The 16,981-nt window shown below is 70.9% G+C and carries 17 protein-coding genes; 6 read left to right on the top strand and 11 right to left on the bottom strand.

Annotated elements, in window-relative coordinates; translation table 11 throughout:
- Positions 1–134: 134 nt before the first annotated feature.
- Complete coding sequence (locus tag ACMGFG_RS10445; RefSeq protein ID WP_436930283.1) at positions 135–1,193, top strand: glycosyltransferase; 1,059 nt, start codon at positions 135–137, stop codon at positions 1,191–1,193.
- 44 nt (positions 1,194–1,237) lie between these two features.
- Here ACMGFG_RS10445 and ACMGFG_RS10440 read toward each other — a convergent pair whose 3' ends face one another.
- Positions 1,238–1,591 (bottom strand): VOC family protein, encoded by a 354-nt coding sequence (locus tag ACMGFG_RS10440; protein ID WP_436930282.1) that lies wholly within the window; start codon positions 1,589–1,591, stop codon positions 1,238–1,240.
- Positions 1,592–1,673: 82 nt separating this feature from the next.
- Here ACMGFG_RS10440 and ACMGFG_RS10435 point away from each other — a divergent pair, with 82 nt between their 5' ends.
- Complete coding sequence (locus ACMGFG_RS10435) at positions 1,674–1,826, top strand: hypothetical protein (RefSeq protein ID WP_436930281.1); 153 nt, start codon at positions 1,674–1,676, stop codon at positions 1,824–1,826.
- Between the two features lie 10 nt (positions 1,827–1,836).
- On the opposite strand, the gene ACMGFG_RS10430 is transcribed toward ACMGFG_RS10435, so the two are convergent.
- The 4 genes from ACMGFG_RS10430 to ACMGFG_RS10415 form a co-directional block, all read right to left on the bottom strand.
- Positions 1,837–2,472, bottom strand: coding sequence for a class I SAM-dependent methyltransferase (locus ACMGFG_RS10430; RefSeq protein ID WP_436930280.1), 636 nt, complete (start codon positions 2,470–2,472; stop codon positions 1,837–1,839).
- Entirely contained in the window at positions 2,469–5,048 is a 2,580-nt protein-coding gene (gene folP, locus ACMGFG_RS10425) for a dihydropteroate synthase (protein WP_436930279.1), read from the bottom strand. Before folP ends, ACMGFG_RS10430 begins: the two co-directional genes overlap by 4 nt.
- A 105-nt stretch (positions 5,049–5,153) precedes the next feature.
- On the bottom strand, positions 5,154–5,480 hold the full coding sequence (locus ACMGFG_RS10420) for a DUF7538 family protein (protein WP_436930278.1): 327 nt from the start codon (positions 5,478–5,480) through the stop codon (positions 5,154–5,156).
- Complete coding sequence (locus ACMGFG_RS10415) at positions 5,473–6,357, bottom strand: hypothetical protein (RefSeq protein WP_436930277.1); 885 nt, start codon at positions 6,355–6,357, stop codon at positions 5,473–5,475. Before ACMGFG_RS10415 ends, ACMGFG_RS10420 begins: the two co-directional genes overlap by 8 nt.
- Positions 6,358–6,554: 197 nt before the next feature.
- Here ACMGFG_RS10415 and ACMGFG_RS10410 point away from each other — a divergent pair, with 197 nt between their 5' ends.
- On the top strand, positions 6,555–7,763 hold the full coding sequence (locus ACMGFG_RS10410) for a hypothetical protein (RefSeq protein WP_436930276.1): 1,209 nt from the start codon (positions 6,555–6,557) through the stop codon (positions 7,761–7,763).
- 163 nt (positions 7,764–7,926) lie between these two features.
- On the opposite strand, the gene ACMGFG_RS10405 is transcribed toward ACMGFG_RS10410, so the two are convergent.
- The 3 genes from ACMGFG_RS10405 to purH form a co-directional block, all read right to left on the bottom strand.
- On the bottom strand, positions 7,927–8,478 hold the full coding sequence (locus ACMGFG_RS10405) for an SHOCT domain-containing protein (RefSeq protein ID WP_436930275.1): 552 nt from the start codon (positions 8,476–8,478) through the stop codon (positions 7,927–7,929).
- Between the two features lie 82 nt (positions 8,479–8,560).
- Positions 8,561–9,643: a Gfo/Idh/MocA family protein gene (locus ACMGFG_RS10400; RefSeq protein WP_436930274.1), complete on the bottom strand. Its 1,083-nt coding sequence runs from the start codon at positions 9,641–9,643 to the stop codon at positions 8,561–8,563.
- Positions 9,644–9,743: 100 nt separating this feature from the next.
- Complete coding sequence (gene purH, locus ACMGFG_RS10395; RefSeq protein WP_436930273.1) at positions 9,744–11,357, bottom strand: bifunctional phosphoribosylaminoimidazolecarboxamide formyltransferase/IMP cyclohydrolase; 1,614 nt, start codon at positions 11,355–11,357, stop codon at positions 9,744–9,746.
- A 289-nt stretch (positions 11,358–11,646) separates the two neighbouring features.
- Here purH and purB point away from each other — a divergent pair, with 289 nt between their 5' ends.
- Both purB and ACMGFG_RS10385 read left to right on the top strand, forming a co-directional pair.
- The gene (purB, locus tag ACMGFG_RS10390; RefSeq protein ID WP_436930272.1) at positions 11,647–13,035 is read left to right on the top strand and encodes an adenylosuccinate lyase; all 1,389 of its coding nucleotides are present in this window, start codon (positions 11,647–11,649) and stop codon (positions 13,033–13,035) included.
- A gap of 78 nt (positions 13,036–13,113) precedes the next feature.
- Positions 13,114–13,731: a phosphoribosyltransferase gene (locus ACMGFG_RS10385; protein WP_436930271.1), complete on the top strand. Its 618-nt coding sequence runs from the start codon at positions 13,114–13,116 to the stop codon at positions 13,729–13,731.
- Between the two features lie 35 nt (positions 13,732–13,766).
- On the opposite strand, the gene ACMGFG_RS10380 is transcribed toward ACMGFG_RS10385, so the two are convergent.
- Positions 13,767–14,012, bottom strand: a complete 246-nt coding sequence (locus ACMGFG_RS10380) for a DUF8151 family protein (protein ID WP_436930270.1) — start codon at positions 14,010–14,012, stop codon at positions 13,767–13,769.
- A gap of 98 nt (positions 14,013–14,110) precedes the next feature.
- Between ACMGFG_RS10380 and ACMGFG_RS10375 the strand changes: the two genes are divergently transcribed.
- On the top strand, positions 14,111–14,338 hold the full coding sequence (locus ACMGFG_RS10375; protein WP_436930269.1) for a DUF7860 family protein: 228 nt from the start codon (positions 14,111–14,113) through the stop codon (positions 14,336–14,338).
- A gap of 30 nt (positions 14,339–14,368) precedes the next feature.
- Here the strand turns inward: ACMGFG_RS10375 and ACMGFG_RS10370 are convergent, their stop codons facing one another.
- Both ACMGFG_RS10370 and lysA read right to left on the bottom strand, forming a co-directional pair.
- Positions 14,369–15,490, bottom strand: coding sequence for a M20 family metallopeptidase (locus ACMGFG_RS10370; protein ID WP_436930268.1), 1,122 nt, complete (start codon positions 15,488–15,490; stop codon positions 14,369–14,371).
- On the bottom strand, positions 15,487–16,764 hold the full coding sequence (lysA, locus tag ACMGFG_RS10365) for a diaminopimelate decarboxylase (RefSeq protein WP_436930267.1): 1,278 nt from the start codon (positions 16,762–16,764) through the stop codon (positions 15,487–15,489). Before lysA ends, ACMGFG_RS10370 begins: the two co-directional genes overlap by 4 nt.
- Positions 16,765–16,981: the final 217 nt, after the last annotated feature.

Genomic DNA, 16,981 nt, shown 5'->3' with positions numbered 1-16,981 from the left:
GATAAGCGTTGTTGCACGGTAGGTGCGACTTACTTCGGGAGCGGGGCACAGGGGTCGCCGCGGTAGGGCGGCCGTACCCGCTCGCCCCCGAGGGATCGCGGGGATTTTTGATACCTGCCGCCATCGTCCGGCGTATGCGCGTCGCGTTCGTCTCGATGGAGACGACTCACTATCGCGACACCGAAGGCGCCCGCCGGTTCGAACGCGTCGCACGCACCCTCGCCGCCCGCGGCCACGACGTGACCGTCTTCTGCGCCCAGTTCTGGGAGGGCGACGAGGAGACCGTCGAGCGCGACGGCGTCACCTACCGCGGCGTCACCATCTCGCCCGCGCTCACCTCCTTCGCGGTCCGGCTGCCCGCGTTGCTCGCACTCGAGGACCCCGACGTGGTCCACGCCCGACCCGACCCACCAGTCGGCGTCCTCGCCGCGAGCCTCGGCGGCACGCTCGCCCGGGCGCCCCTCGTCGTCGAGTGGTTCGGCGACGAGTCCGTCGACGACTCCCGGTTCGCCGACCGCGCCGCCACCCTCCCGGACGCGGTGGTCAGCCCCTCGGAGATGGTCCGCACGCGCGTCCGCGAACGCGGCGCGACCGCCGAGGCCACGCAGGTCGTCCCCGAGAGCATCGACATGGAGACGGTCAGGGAGACCGACCCCGCCGAGGAAGTCGACGTGGTCTACGCCCACCCGCTCGACGAAAGCGCCAACCTGGAGAGTCTCCTGCTGGGACTCGCCGAGCTGCGCGACCGCGAGTGGTCGGCGACGATCGTCGGCGACGGGCCCGAGCGCGAGGGGTACGAGCGGCAGGTACGGGATCTGCGGATCGACGACCGGGTGACCTTCGCCGGCGCCTGCGACCGCGCGGAGCGAGTGGCCTACTACAGGGGCGCCCACGCGTTCGTCCAGACGGCCTACCGGGAGTACTTCGCGACCGAGCTGCTGTGGGCGCTGGCCTGCGGCTGCGTCGGTATCGTCGAGTACCAGGCCGAGTCCAGCGCCCACGAGCTCATCGAGGAGGAAGAACGCAGCTTCCGCGCGACCGACCCCCAGCAGATCGCAGACGCCATCGTCGACGCTGGCGAGTTCGAGCGGCTGACCGTCGACGAGGAGTACGCCGAGTTCGACCACGACGCCGTCCTCGAACGCTATCTCCAGACCTACCGCGACCTCCAGGCCGACTACGGACTGTTGTAGCCAGACTGTCCGTCCTGTCCCGTCCCGCCCGCCCCGTCCCCGGGCTATTCGTCGTCGGGCAGCGGATGCAGGAACGTCTGGAACTCGACGGTCCGGCCGTCGGGGTCGTCGGCAAAGAACTGGTAGATGTCGTACTGCTCGTTCGTCTCCGGCGGACCGCGCGCGCAGTCGTCGAGCCGCTCGTACATCGCGTCGACGCGCTCGCGGTCGTCGTAGTAGAACGTGAGGATCCCGCAGTCGTCGGTCTCCTCGCGCCCGCAGAAGCCGAACTTCAGGTCGCCGTGGCGGAGGATCGTACAGCCGTCCTGTTCGAGCCACGTCTCGGCGCCGACCCGCTCGCGGTAGAACGCGACGGCGCGCGCCTCGTCCTCGGTCCGGAAGAACACGATGCCGCTCACGGCTCCCGTGAGGAGGCCTCGCGACAAAGCCGTTCCGCCGACGGACCCTTGTCGCTCGGCCGTCTACCGATCGGTGACCCCGATGATACCGCCCTTCCTCCGCCGGTGTCCCGACTGCGGGAAGACCGGCCTCGCTCGCTCGTTCGAGGCAGTCGACACCGGCGGCGAACGGCTCGTCGAGTGCCCGCGCTGCGGGCACCGGTTCCGCCCGGTCGACCGGCCGACGCTGAACTGAGCGGCCGCCGTCAGGGCCGGAACCGCGCGCGGACGAACAGCCACTCGCCGCCGCCGAGTTCGTCGTCGCGGACGGTCTCGTCGGTCACGTCGAACCCGACCGAGTCGAGCAGTTCGAGGCTCCGCTCGCGGCCGTGGAAGCTCCACTGCATGGCGGCGCCGCTGTCGAGCCAGTCGTCGTTGCGCCCCTCCCACTCGCCGACGCCAGTGGTCAACAGGAGATGCCCGCCGGGTCGGAGGACGCGGGCGAACTCCGCGAACGCCCGCTCGTGGTGCTCGCGCGGGACGTGGATGACCGAGTGTAGCGCCGTCACCGCGTCGACGGCGCCGTCGGCGACCGGCAACCGAGTGAGGTCGCCGCGGGCGAGCGCCGCCGCGGGGGCGCGCTCGCGGGCCAGCGCCAGCTGTTCCGGCGAGAGGTCGACGCCCACGGCGTCGTACTCGTCGGCGAGGGTCTCCAGCACCGCGCGGCCGCCGCCGCAGCCGGCGTCCAGGACGCGGGCGTCCGCTGGGAGGTCCGCGGCCAGGCCCTCGACCAGCGGGAGTTCCGCCGCGGGACTGCGGTCGGCGTCGTAGGCGTCGGCCAGGTCGTCGTAGCCCGCCATGACCTCGCTCGACCACTCGTCGAGGTTGCGTTCGTCGCTCATTCCTCCGCGAACCGCTCGGGGTCGGCGGCGGCCTGGGCGACGCGGACGGCGGCGACGTTCTCGTGGGCGTCGTGGACCCTGATCACGTCGGCGCCGCGCTCGGCCGCCAGCGCCGTCCCGGCGACCGTCTCGTCGAGCGCGCCCTCGCGACCGCCCTCGGTGAGTTCGAACATCGACTTCCGGGAGTGGCCGACGAGGACCGGACAGCCGAGCGCGGCGAGTTCGTCCAGCCGACCCAGGAGTTCGAAGCTCTCCGCGGCGGACTTGCCGAAGCCCAGTCCGGGGTCGACGAGGATCTGCGAGCGGTCGAGCCCGGCCTTCTCCGCCAGCAGGACACGCTCGGCGAGGTAGTCGATAACGTCGTCGACCACGTCGTCGTACTCGGCGTCCGTCTCCGGATCGACCGGCGCCTCGATGCTGTGCATGACGACCACGGGCACGTCGTGTTCGGCGGCGACCAGCCGCATCTCCGGGTCTTCGAGCCCGGACACGTCGTTCAGCAGGTCCGCGCCGGCGTCGAGGGCGGCGCGGGCCACCTCGGCCTTGCGCGTGTCGATAGAGATCATCGCGTCGAGGTCGGCTATCTCTTCGATCACGGGGACGACGCGCTCTTTCTCCGCCTCGGCGGGGACGACCTCGCCGCCCGGCCGCGTCGACTCCCCGCCGATGTCGAGGATCTCGACGCCGGCCTCGACCATCCGCTCGGCCCGCTCGCGGGCGTCGGCGACGGTGTTGTACTCGCCGCCGTCGTGGAAGCTGTCGGGCGTGATGTTGAGGATGCCCATGACCGCGGTGCCGTCGGCCCACGGGTAGCCCCGTTCGGCGGCCGTCCGCTCGGCGTCGGGCGTCGGCGTTGCCGCGTTGGGCGTCGGCGACGCGTCGATCGCGGTCCGGATCTCGCCGGCCAGCGGCGTCAGGTCGTCCGAACGGTCGGCAAGCGCGTCCGCGAGGCGCTCGAACTGGTCGCGGGTCGCCATCGCCACCGCGTCGACGCGCTCCTCGTCCTGGTCGGCCAGCGCCGAGAGGGCGACCTCGCCGCCCAGCGCCCGCAGTTCGGACTGCAGACGGCGGGCGCGGCGCGGTCGGAGCCTGGTCCGCAGGACGCGGTGGACGGCGTCGCCCGCAACGCCGCTCGCGTCGTCCGCCGGGACGTGCGCCCGCTCCAGCGCCGCCTCGGCGTCGGCCACCGAGTCCACGTCGAGCGGGACGGTGGGTCGCGACCAGCGGGTGCGCGCCTCGGCGACGGCGTACAGCGAGCCCGAGACGACGACGGCGTCTTCCGGGCCGGCGGCGTCGAGCGCGCGGTCGAGCGCGCCGGCGACCGGCTCGTGGGTCGTCACGTCGGCGTCGGTCTCCCCGGCGAACGCGCGGGCGACCACCTCTGCGGACTCGGCGCGGTCGTGGTCGGGTCGGCAGGCGACGACCCGGCCGAGGTCGGCGTCGGCGAAGGCCGCGGCGATCCCGCGGTGGTCCTTGTCGGTCATCGCGCCGACGACGAGGTGGGCCTCGTCGTAGTCGAAGGTGGAGAGCACCTCGGCGGTCGTCTCGCAGCCGCCGGGGTTGTGTGCGCCGTCGAGGACGACCAGCGGGTCGCGGTCCATCACCTCGAACCGCCCCGGCCAGTGGGCGTTGCGGAACCCCCGTTCGATCGCCTCGGTCGCCACGTCGGTCCCGAGACGGTCGGCCACCTGCCGGACGAGCGCCGCCGCGACGCCCGCGTTGCGTGCCTGGTGGGCACCCAGCAGCGGGAGGTGGGTGTCGACGGTCCACGCGTCGCCGTCGGCGTCGGTCCCCCTGTCCGCTCCGTCGCCGCCGTCCCCGCTGGCGACGGTGCCGGTCCCCTCGACCGTCACCGCCCCCTCCAGCCCCTCCCGGCCGCCGTACTCGACGACGACGTCGGGGTCGTCGGGCTCGGTCCAGTCGGCGTCGGCCACGGTCACCACGTCGTCGACCTCCTCGCGGATCGCGGCGAGCGCGTCGCCGGTCGCGGCGGTCACGAGCGGCGCGTCGGCCGGCGCGACCCCCGACTTGTCGCGGGCGATCTCCGCGACCGTGTCGCCCAGCAGGTCGGTGTGCTCCAGCGTGACGGCGGTGACGGCGCTGGCGATCGGGTCGACGACGCTCGTGGCGTCGAGCGTCCCGCCGATCCCGACTTCGAGGACGGCCACGTCCACGTCCTGTCGGTCGAACTCCCACAGCGCCATCGCGGTGAGCGTCTCGAAGAAGGTGGGCGAGTCGCCGTCGGTCGCCCGGTCGGTCGCGTACTCGCGGAACGACTCGACGAACTCCACCAGAGCCGACTCCGTCATCGGCCGGCCGTCGACGCGGACCCGCTCGCGCACGTCGTCGAGGTGCGGCGAGGTGTACAGCCCCACCGAGAGCCCGGCCTCCCGCAGCGCCCGCTCGACCATCCGGGCGGTGCTGCCCTTGCCGTTCGACCCCGCGACCTGGACGGGGGCGAGCCGCTCGTGGGGGTCGCCGAGGTGGCCGAGCAGGTCCCGCGTCGGGTCCAGGCCCGGCCGCGGCGCGAACCGTCGCAGATCGAAGAGAAAGTCCGCCGCCTCGTGAAACTCCATGCACGTGCGGTTCCGGATGGGCCCGCTTAGACCTGTCGGAGTCCCCAACCGGACCGTCGCGACTCGCGACACAGTCGTCACGGAACGCCCGTCGGGTCGGACCCGCTACAGCGACCGCCGCTCGATTTCGGGGTCGATACCGGCGGCGTCGAGGTCCATCCGGATGCGCTCGCGCAGCGGGTTCGGGACGGTCTCCCGACCCACCGGGACCGCCGTCTCGCCGCCGTCCTCGGGCGGGACCTTCCAGTAGAGCACGCAGTCGCTCGGGGCGTAGTACTCGACGCTGTAGCGGTCGCCCTCGCCCTCGTAGTGGACACGGGCGGCCGCCCCCTCGACGTGCCACCCCTCGCGCCCGGCGAGGCCGGCGGTCGGGTCGCTGTCTCCTTCGGCGTCCACCCGGTCGTCGCGGTCGCTCGCGGCGTCCTCACTCATCGTCGCTGTCGTCGACCGGTCCGTCGACGAGCGGGTCGTACTCGCGGTCCTCCCCGAACTTCCGGACGACGGCGGCGACCAGCGCCAGCGCGGCCAGCCCGACCAGCGCGCCCACGTCCGAGTCGGCGGCCGGCCGCCCGACCGTGTCGGGTTCGCCGTCCCGTTCGTCGGCCGCCCGGTCCGCTTCGTCCCCGTCGCTCCCTTCGGTCGCTTCGCTCTCGCCGGCCGACGCCGCGCGCTCGGCGTGGCCGACCGTCTCGTCGACGGGGCGGTCGGCGAACTCCTCGCGGTCGTCGCGGTCCGGCGCCTTCGCTCGCCGGCGGGCCTCGGGGGCGTCGTCCGTGGCCGGGTCGGTGGTCGGCGGCGAGTCGGTCCCGTCGTCGCTCCCGAGTTTGTCGCTCGCGACGGACTTGGCCTTCCCGAGGTAGCGATAGGCGAGGAACGCGACGACGGCGAGGACGGCCAGGGCGGCGGCGCCCTTCAGCAGGAGAGGTCGGAGCTTCGACTTCCAGCCGCCGTCCTCGTCGTCGACATCCTCGGCGCCGGGCGAGGGCACCGGTTCGGGTCCGTCGGGGCTCGGCGAGTCCCACGCCTCGCCGCCACTGCCCCCGCTGGTCCCCACCGGGATCGACCCGGACTCCGACTGGGTTCCCCCGTCCCCGTCGTCGCCCTCGTGGTCGACGGCGTCGTCGACCAGGTCGGTGCCGACATCCGTCCCGTCGTCGCCCGTCCCCTCACCGGACTCCTCGGCGTCGCGTTCGTCCACGTCGCGGCCGCCGTCGGTGAGTTTCTCCAGGTCCTCGTCGGAGAGCAGTCCCTCGATGAGCCCGCCGACGGGCGACTCGTCGAGGTCGATCCCCAGCAGCGTTCGTCCCATGTCTCACCGTTGGGCCAGCCGCCGGAAATAACTGAGCCATCTTCTTTCGGCGGGATCAATAAACTCCGCCCCTCCTCGAGTTGGAGCAGTGGTGAAACCACCGTCAGAGCGAACGAGCGGACACTACGCTGAGAGGGCCGGCGGAAACCGTCGAAGCGGCCGAAAGAAAATAAGGGAGTCCGTATATCGAACGGACAATGACCGATCCATACAAAGTTCGTGGGGAAATCGAAGAAATAACGGATAGCTCCTCGAAAACCGGAGCTGTCAAGCAGGCCGGCAGAGAGATCAAGCAGTTAGGGACGGTCGACGCGAGCTTCTCACGCGGACAACTCTATTTGCTGGACGATCAGGTGGTCTTCGCGCAGTCCGCGACCGAGAGCACGGCCAAGAATCTGCTCGACAACGTCTTTTCCAAGGGGCCGTTCAATCCCCTCCGGAGCCTGGGCATCTACAATCCGTACGAGGCCCCACTGGCGGAGGCCGACCAGCAGGCCGGCTCCTGGCGGCTCCCGTACAGCGACATCGAAGGGGTCTCACTGCTCTCGAAGGGGAACGGGTACGAGATCTATCTCCGGCCGTCCGACGACCGCGGATATCTGTACCGTATCAGGAACGACGAGGGGACCGATCCGATCGGCTTCCGTTGGCTCTACTCACCGAATCACGATACCGCGGTTCGAATGGCTGGTGAGCTGTTCGAAAGGGCCCAGCGAGACGGTGGCGCGGTGGAATTCGACGCCGGAGACCACTTCGTCGCCCGGACGCAGCGGGTCGAATTTCCGAAAGACGGGGCAGAATCCAACGGGACCGGACAGGCACGGGGAGAGACAACCACCACAGCGGGACCTGAGCAGAGAGCGACGGAGACTCGGGACCGGACGGCAGACGTCGAATCGGAACGAGACACCGACCGGCAGACCTCCCTGGATCCTTCGAACGGGGAGCCGGCGTCAACCACGGAGTCCGGACGGTCTGTCGACCGGGCGAACGACGGCGCGAAACCGCTGTGGTCGGTGACCGCGTTCCTGATGCTGGGGGTGATCGCTCCCCCGGCGTTCGTCCTCTCACCGCTGATGGCTCCCTCGATACAAGGTGAGGAGCTGCTCGCTGGCGCGGCGGTCTACACGGCGGTTGCACAGTGGGCAAGCGTGCTCGTGGTGTACGGCCTTGCGACACAGCAGTTGTCTCTCAATTTCGCCGTCGTCTCTCCGTACGCGATGCTCGCGGTGAACTCGATCATCTACGTCGGGCTGGTGATCGATGTGGTTCACGTCCGTCGACGGACGGACTGGACCCCGCGACTCAGGTATTATCTCCCCGGTGTAGTCGTCGCCTGGTTCGTCACGATACCCGTCTATCTCTACCGTCGGTACAGGGTTTCGACACGATACGGACCTTCGTGACCTGCCGAGAACGCCCCGGCATCCGCTCTCCGACCCTGTCCGTATCTCGCTATATCCATGGCCGTACCGGGCGATCGGATACGAGGTCGGCGGCTGTCGCGTGGCGACCGATCCGCGGGCCGAACCGGATACGGCAGGACCGATGCGGGTGCCGTGTTCGAACTCAGCTCCGTTCGGTCTCTCGGAACTGGTCGTCGAGCTCGTCGGGACCCTCCCGCGGGACCCCTTCCTCGTCGAGGACCATCCGCGTCCGCTCTTCGAGTTCCCACTCCGAGAGGCCGCCGTCGACGTAGCGCTCCTTCAGGCGCTCGATCCGGTCGTCGGCCCGCCGTTCGGGCGAGCGGGTGTCGAGATCCTCGACGAGGGCGGCGACGCCCAGGAGGCGCGCGAGCGGATTCCGCTCGACCCGGGACGCGACCAGACCGAGACGCGTGCTCGCCGCGCGACGCTTCGCCGCTACGGTCGTCGAAACCCGCGCGACCGCCCCGACGACTGCGAGGGCCGCGGCGGCGACGGTCAGCGGGAGGCCGAGAACGGTCCCGAGGGCGAACAAGGGGAGGAAGGTCCCGAGCGTCGACGCCGCGCCGACCTCCAGCGCGGCGAGGAGGAGCCACCCCGTCGCGCCGGCGACGGAGACGGCCGACAGCGCGGCGAACGCGACCGTCAGCACCGCCGCGGCCGGGACGTGGTCGCGAGCCCAGTGCGTCAGTTCCATATCCCGTCCACGACGCGGGCGCACCTAAGGCTCACGGCCGGGGTGCCGTCCGGGGGTCGCCGCCCGAAAGCCTCGACATCGCTCAGAGTTCGACGGACTCGCGGGCCTCGGCGAGCAACGCCTGCGGGTCGACGGCCTCGTCGCGTTCGCTGCTCTCGATGGCCGCCTCGACCAGCGCGACCGACTGGAGGTTCGACCCCACGTCGGTCGCCATCGGTTCGCCCCCGTCGAGCCACTCGACGAACTGCTCGACCAGCCAGGTGTTGCCCCACGCGTCCTGCTCGTCCAGCGGGACCGGCTCGCCCTCGGCGTCGGTCGCGCCGACGACCGACTCCCGTTCCTGCTCGTAGGGGTAGCGCTCGATCTCGCGGTCGTCGAGCACGAGCGTCTCGTCGCGACACTCCGCGCGGAGGTAGTCGCTGCCCCAGCCGTTCAGCGTCGTCGCGTTGGCCTTCGCGCCCTCCCAGGTCGCCCGCACGCCGTTCCCGAAGCGCATCTGGACGGTGGCCTGCACGTCGTCCTCGTACTCGGCCCACTCGGGGAGCCACGTGTCGGCGTAGAGCCGCTCGCACTTCGCGCCGGCCATGTCCGCGAGGTAGTCCAGCTGGTGGACCGCGCCCTCGACGAGGAGGGGGTTGTCCATCTCGTGGCGGAACTCGCCCCACCGGCCGTAGGTGCGGGCGTTGCAGGTAAAGCGGCCCACGAGGTAGTCCAGCGGGCCGGGCTCGCCCGAGCGCAGGCGCCGGCGGACGGTCGTCTTGTCGCGGTCGAAGCGGTGGCTCATCGTCACGCCCATCTTCAGGCCCGCCCGGTCGACCTTCTCGGCGATGCGGACCGACGCCTCCAGGGTGTCGGCGATCGGTTTCTCCGAGAGGATGTCCAGGTCGTGGTCGACAGCGGCGTCGACGACCTCCTCGTGGGCCCACGGTGGGGTCACGACCGTACAGAAGTCGGCGTCGTGCTCCGCGAAGGCGGTCGCCGCGTCGGTGTAGCAGTCCTCGGGGTCGAGCCCGAGGTGTTCGACGGCGTTCTCGTGGGCGCCGGGGTCCACGTCGACGGCGGCGACGACGTCTATCAGTCCCTTCTCGATATTGGGTGGCAGGAAGGTCTCGCACCAGCGGCCGCCCTGGCCGCCGGTCCCGACCTGGATCACGCGGTAGGTCATGGCGTATCGCCCGCCCCAGCGGACTGTAAATCGCCCGGTCGGGGAGAAACGAGCCGCGGGGCGGAACCCGGTCAGCCGGTCGCCGGGGCGGCACGGCGCCTCAATCGTGCCTGAAAGCCCGCTGGCCGGTCATGACCATCGAGATGTTGTGCTCGTCGGCGGCCTCGGTCACGATGTCGTCGTTCTTCGACCCCCCGGGCTGGATGACCGCCTCGATCCCGGCTTCGGCGGCCTTCTCGATGCCGTCCGGGAACGGGAAGAAGGCGTCCGAGGCCATGACGGCGCCCTCGGCCGTCTTGCCCTCGGCGTCCTTCTCGGCTTTCATCCCCGCGATCTCGACCGCGTCGACGCGGGAGACCTGCCCGGCGCCGACGCCCACCGTCTCGGTGCCCGTCGCGAAGACGATGGCGTTGGACTTGACGTGCTTGATGGTCTGCCAGGCGAAGAGCATGGCCTCGACCTGCTCGTCGGTGGGTTCGCGCTCGGTGACGACCTCCAGATCGTCGGGTGTGAGCGACTGGGTGTCCCGTTCCTGGACGAGCCGGCCGCCGACGAGCTTCTTCTCCGTCGTCGTCTCCGTGACCTCGTACTGGTCGCTCACGTCGAGCACGCGGAGGTTGTCCTTCTCGAACAGCGTCTCCAGCGCGGCGTCGGTGTAGCCGGGCGCGACGACGACCTCCTTGAACGAGTCGACGATCTGCTCGGCGGTCGCCTCGTCGCACTCACGGTTCAGAGCGACGATGCCGCCGAAGGCGCTCTTGGGGTCGGTCGCCAGCGCGTCGGCGTAGGCGTCGGCCAGCGTGTCGGCGGTCGCACAGCCCGCCGGGTTGGTGTGTTTGATGACCGCCGCGGCCGGCTCGTCGAACTCCTTGATGAGGTTCAGGGCGCCGTCGGCGTCGTTGTAGTTGTTGTACGACAGGGCCTTGGCGCCCTCGTTCAGCTGGTCGGCGCCGACGACGCTGGCCTCGTCGACGGTGTTGTCGGCGTAGACGGCGGCGTCCTGGTGGGGGTTTTCCCCGTAGCGCAGGTCGGCGGCGCGGTCCTCGGAGCTGAACAGGCGGGTCGGCAGGTCCCCGCCGGTGTTGCCCTCGACAGAGACGCGGTTCGCGTCGTAGTCGACCGTCACGCGGCCCTCGGCGAACCATTTGACCGCACGCGGGTAGGCCTTGAATTCGCCCTCGTAGAGGACCCGGTCTTTGAGGTCGCCCTCGTCGTCGCCCTCGTAGACGGGGATCGGCTCCTGGGTGACGACGGGGCCGCCGTCGACTTCTTCCTCGATGATCTCCCCGTCCTCGTCGATGGCGTTGGTGACGACGTGGACGGTGCAGCCGACCACGTCCGCGCCGTAGTCGAGCGCGTCGCCCCACGCGTCCATGCCGGGGAAGGCGGGCAGCAGGGACGGGTGGACGTTCAGCGTCGTCGGCGCTGCGTCGAGGAACGTGTCCGACAGCAGGCGCATGTAGCCGTCCAGGGTCACCAGATCGAAGTCGTAGCCGTCCAGCGCGTCGAGGACCCGCCGCTCGTGGTCGCGGCGGTCCTCGTCGGCTTCGCGCTCGACGACTTCGGTCGGAATCTCTCGCTCGGCCGCCGCGTCGAGGACGGGTGCGTCGGCGTCGTTCGTCAGGATCACCGAGAACTCGGCGCCCCCGGGGGCGCGGTCGGCGACGTTCAACAGGTTCCGCCCGCGGTTGCTCGCCATCCCTGCGAGTTTCATGTTCGAAGGGCCGCCGCGGCCGCGCAAAGTAGTTGCGAATGGCGAGGGACACAGTCGACACGGTCGACACAATCGCTCGGGCGCCATATGGCGCCCGAGCGATCCGTTGTCGGTGGGGAGCGCCCGACCCACGGCGAGTAGGGGCGCCCGAGCGATCCGTTGTCGGTGGGGAGCGCCCGACCCACGGCGAGTAGGGGCGCCCGAGCGATCCGCCGGGCGTTCAACGACTCGATCGCGGCCGCGACCGCCGACCGACACGCTCTTTGGCCGACTCGCCGCAGGGGCGACCATGACCGACCGATCGCCACTGCGGGCCGTCTCGCCGCTAGACGGCCGCTACGCGCGGTACACCGAACCGCTGGTCGACTACGCCAGCGAGGCGGCGCTCATACGGGCGCGTACCCGCGTCGAGATCGAGTACCTGATCGCGCTCGCCGACCTGCCCGAGACGCCGCTGGAGATCGACTCCGCCCAGCGCGACCACCTGCGGGCCGTCTACGAGGAGTTCGACGACGAGGACGCGGCGCTCGTCAAGCGCATCGAGACGGAGGGCTACGGCGACTATTCCGCCACCAACCACGACGTGAAGGCCGTCGAGTACTTCGTCCGCGAGCACCTGCCCGAGGACCTCGACGCGGCCCACTGGATCCACTTCGGGCTCACCAGCGAGGACGTGAACAACCTCGCCCACCGGCTGCTGGTCAAGCCCGCCGTCGAGGAGGTGCTGGTCCCGCAACTGCGCGACGTGCGTGACGCCCTCGTCGAGCAGGCTCGCGAGCACCGCGACCTGCCGATGCTCGCCCGGACCCACGGCCAGCCCGCCACCCCGACGACCTACGGGAAGGAACTGGCCGTCTACGCCTCGCGACTCGGCCGGGCGCTCGGCCGCATCGAGCGGGCGACCGCGGAGATTTCGGGCAAGCTCGCCGGCGCGTCGGGCACCTACGCCGCTCACGACGCCGCCTACCCGGACGTTGACTGGCGGGCCTTCTCGCGGACGTTCGTCCGCGACCTGGGGTTGGAACACGAGCCGCTGACGACGCAGGTCAACCCCTGCGACGACCTGGCGGCCGTCTTCGACGCGCTCCGGGGGGCCAACAACGTCCTGCTGGACCTGGATCTGGACGTGTGGCTCTACGTCTCCGATCGGTACCTCGGCCAGGAGGCCGCCGAGGGCGAGACGGGGTCGTCGACGATGCCCCACAAGGTCAACCCGATCGACTTCGAGAACAGCGAGGGCAACCTCTCGAAGGCCAACTCCGACCTGGTCTTCCTCGGCGACTACGTGACGACCTCGCGGCTCCAGCGGGACCTCTCGGACTCGACGGTCAAGCGGAACATCGGCGCGGCGCTGGCCCACTGTCTCATCGGCTACGCGAAGCTGGAGAACGGGCTTGGGAAGGTCGTCCCCAACGAGCAGGTCATGCGCGACGACCTCGAAGCGACGCCCGAAGTCATCGGCGAAGCGGTACAGACGGTCCTCCGCCGCGAGGGGTTCGACGACGCCTACGAGCACGTGAAGGAGGCGACCCGCGGCCGGGACGTGTCGATGGCCGACTTCGAGGCGATGATCGACGACCTCGACGTGAGCGAGGATGTCCGCGCGGAACTGCACGCGCTGACGCCGGCGGGCTACACCGGCGTCGCGAGCAACCTCGTCGACGACGCGCGGGAGTAGCGGGCTCGACACCGGCCGCATCGGACACCGGCGACGGTCGGCCACAGACCTTTGTCCGTGTGAGCCGTACCCACAGACATGTTCCGCGACCGGACTGCCGCGGCCGAACGGCTCGCGGACGCTCTGGAAGAGCGGGGAGTCGCCGCCGACATCGTCCTCGCGATCCCCCGCGGCGGCCTCCCGCTGGGTCGCGTCGTCGCCGACCGCCTCGGAGCGCCGCTGGACGTGGTCGTCGCCTCGAAGGTCGGCGCGCCGCACAACGAGGAGTACGCGATCGGCGCGGTCGCCGAGGACGGCGCGGCGTGGCTCAACGACGAGGCGCTCGACCGGTTGAACGTGAGCGACGCCTACCTCGCCCGCGAGCGGGAGCGCGAGCGCGAGGTCGCCGCCGGGAAGGCCGCGACCTATCGCGACGGCGACCGTCCCGATCTGACCGGCAAGCGAGTCGTGGTCGTCGACGACGGGGTCGCGACCGGCGCGACGATGCGCGCCTGTCTACGGCTCGTCGGCGACGAGGAGCCCGAATCACTGGTCGTCGCCGTCCCCGTCGGCCCGCCGGACACACTCGACGAACTCGCGGCGCTGGCCGACGAGGTGGTCGCCGTCGAGCGCCCCCGGAACTTCCGGGCGGTCGGCGCTCACTACCGGAACTTCGCACAGGTCAGCGACGAGGAGGCGATGTCGTACCTGGCGTGAACGCCGCGTCGGTACTCGGGCGGGCTCCCGCCGGCTCAGGCCGTCGGTTCGGCGCCGCGCAGGCGCGGCAGGACGATGTGGTAGGCGACGTTCAGCGCGCCGTAGATGAGCAGGGCGCCGACGGCGACCTCCCAGAGTCCCAGCGTCGTCTGTCCGGCGCCGAGATTGTCGATTCCGGCCTGTTCGGCGAGCACGCCGACGACCGCCATCGCGCCCGCGACCACGACGTACAGGACCACGCCGAGCGCCTCGGCGACCGGTCCGAGCAGGAGTTCTCGCATTGCCACCCCGTATGCCACACCCGACCAAAGGATTTCCGTGAGACAGCGTGACGAACTCTCACAGTGGATTTTTGCCACGGGGCGGGATACCGGAATCCATGACACACCACGCGAGCATGGACTACGCCACGTACGCGAAGGCGGGCTTTTTCCTCGGCGTCGCGCTGTTCGTCCTCGGCGGGGCGGGCGAGATAGTCGGCGCTGCCGTCCTCGGCGGACTCCCGGGCTGGGAACAGACGCTGCTGTTCGACATGGAGGTCCTCGGCATCGCGCTCGGGCTGTTCTCGCCGCTCGTGTTCGGCGTCGTCGCGCCGCTGGTCGAGTAAGTCGGCCCGCACAGCCCCACCGGGACTGCTCTACAGCAACGCGTCGACCGCGTCGCGGACGGCCCGCGCGGCCGCACGGATCTCGTCGCGGCGGACGTACTCGCGCTCGCTGTGGGCCACCGCGCCCTCCTCGTCCGCGAGGTCGCCGGGGCCGAACACGACCGTCGGGGCGTGCTCGGCGAAGTACGAGGCCTCCGTCGCGGCGCCGAACGGCCGCACCTCGCCGCCGCTGGCGGCCGCCAGCGCCTCGACGAGCGGGTCGTCCCGGCCGGTCGCGAACGCGGCAAGGAACGGCGTCTCCCGCGGCGAGAGATTCACGTCCAGGTCCATCCCCGAGGGGACCCACTGCGAGAGGTGTTCGGCCAGCCCCGCCTCGAACTCCTCCGGCGTCTCCGGCGGGACCGGCCGCCGGTCGAAGGTGAGGACACACTCCTCGGGCACCTGGTTCGAGGCCTCGCCGCCCTCGACGACAGTCGGCGTGAGCGTCGGTCGACCGAGCGACTCGTGTTCGCCGGGACCCCGTTTTTCATCGTAGCTCTCCATCGCCTGGAGTATCGGAGCGATGGCGCGGACCGCGTTCGCGCCGCTCTCGGGGGTGGCCGCGTGGGCCGCGGCGCCGGTGATCGTGACCGTCCCCTCGTACTGACCGCGGGCGGCGTTGCACACGTCCAGTCCCGTGGGTTCGCCGACGACGAAGCCGTCCGCGTCGAGCGTCCCCTTGAGGTGGGCGGCGCCCGACTGGACCGTCTCCTCGTCGGGCGTGATCGCCAGCGTCAGCCGGTTGTCCTCGCCGACGCCGGCGCTGAGGAAGGCGTCCACGAGCGCCGCGAGCGGCCCCTTCGCGTCGCAGGCGCCCCGGCCCTCGACGACGGCCCCGTCCTCGCGCTCGGCGAACGGGACGTGCGGGGGCACCGTGTCGATGTGGGTGTTCAGGACGAGGTGGGTTCCCTCGTCAGAACCGCTCTTCGCCTCGTCGCCGGGCTCGTACCCCTCGCCCGTCCGCGTGGCGAGCGTGTTGCCCGCCTCGTCGACGACCGGGTCGGCGCCGGCGGCTTCGAGCGTCTCGACCAGCAGGTCGCGCATCTCGTCGACGGACTCGTGGGACCCGGTGCGGACCGCCCGCTCGTGGAACTCCAGCGCGTCGAAGGTCATAGTCCTCCGTCCGGGGCGTCGTCGGTCGCGGCGCGCTCCCCCGCCTCGCGCTCGACGCGGGTCACGTCGTCCATCGACTCCCGGCGGCGGACGACCCGCGCGTCGCCGTCCTCGATGGCCACCTCGGCCGGCCGGGGCTGGGAGTGGAACTGGTTGGCGAGTTCGTAGCCGTACGCGCCGGCGTTGCCGATGGCCAGCAGGTCCCCGCGCTCGGGCCGGGCGACCGGCCGGTCCGTGCAGAACACGTCCGCGCTCGTACAGCACGGGCCGCCGACCGAGACGGGTTCGGCCGCCCGGTCGGGCGCCGAGACGTTGCCGATGGGGTGGTAGGAGTCGAACATCGCCGGCCGGATCAGCGTCGCCAGCGACGCGTCCACCCCCACGACGGTCGTCTCCGGCGTCTCCTTGACAGTGTTGACCTCGGTCAGGATGACCTCGCTGTCGGCGACGACGTAACGCCCCGGTTCGAGTTTGATCTGCGCGTCCAGGCCGCCGACGGCCTCCCGCACTTGCTCGCCGACGACATCCATGTCCAGCGGCTCCTCGTCCTCGCGGTAGGGGACGCCGAACCCGCCGCCGAAGTCGACGAACTCCAGGTCCGCGTCGCCGACCTCGCGGGCCAGCTCGGCCACCTTCGCGATGGCCCGACAGTGGTCGTCCAGGTCGTCGTGGAGGACGCCCGACCCCATGTGGGCGTGCAACCCCACGAGGTCGAACCGCTCGCGCAGGTCGTCGGCCAGTTCGACCACCTCGTCGTAGGGGATGCCGAACTTGGCGTCCTTGCCGGTCGCGACCTTCTCGTGGTGGCCGGTGCCGATGCCGGGGTTGACCCGGATGGCGACGCGGCCGTCGTACCCCCGATCTTCCAGCCGGTCGAACGTATCCCGGGCGCCGCCCGTGACGGTCAGCCCGGGGTGGTCGGCACCCAGTTCGGCGGCGTACTCGAGGTCGGCGTCCGGCGGGTTGACCGCCGTGTACTGCAGCGTGTCCGGGTCGGCGCCCGCCTGGATGGCCCGCTGGAGTTCCCCCCGGGCCGCACACTCGATGTCCGCGCCCGCCTCCAGCAGCGTCGCGAGCACCGCGCGGCCGGTGTGGGCCTTCGCCGCGTACATGACGTGGGCGTCGGGGAACGCCGACGCGAACCGCTCGTAGTTCTCGGCGACACGGTCGAGGTCGACGACGTACAGCGGCGTGCCGTGGTCGGCCGCGAGCGACGACAGCTGGTCGGAGTCCCAGTCCGCGACGCGGCGGACCGGCGGCGAGGAGTGGCTCATTGACGGTACACGGGCACGGCGCGATACAAGCGTTGCCATCCATCTTTGTCGCTCGGGGGGTCGTGCGTGGCGCGACCCCCGAGCCAAAAACATGGGTACGCTCTTGCGAAGTAGATTGTTGACGGCGAGAGCTGCGGCTGAAAGTCGAAGAGGGCAAGGGCACCGCGCCAGCGGTGCCCGATATGATCCCATGGAGCCGATTCATCTCGGAATCGGC

Origin of the sequence: Halosimplex halobium, assembly GCF_051414055.1 — an archaeon.
In the GTDB taxonomy this organism is placed as follows: Archaea; Halobacteriota; Halobacteria; order Halobacteriales; family Haloarculaceae; genus Halosimplex; species Halosimplex halobium.
This window is presented reverse-complemented; position numbering and strand designations above follow the sequence as displayed.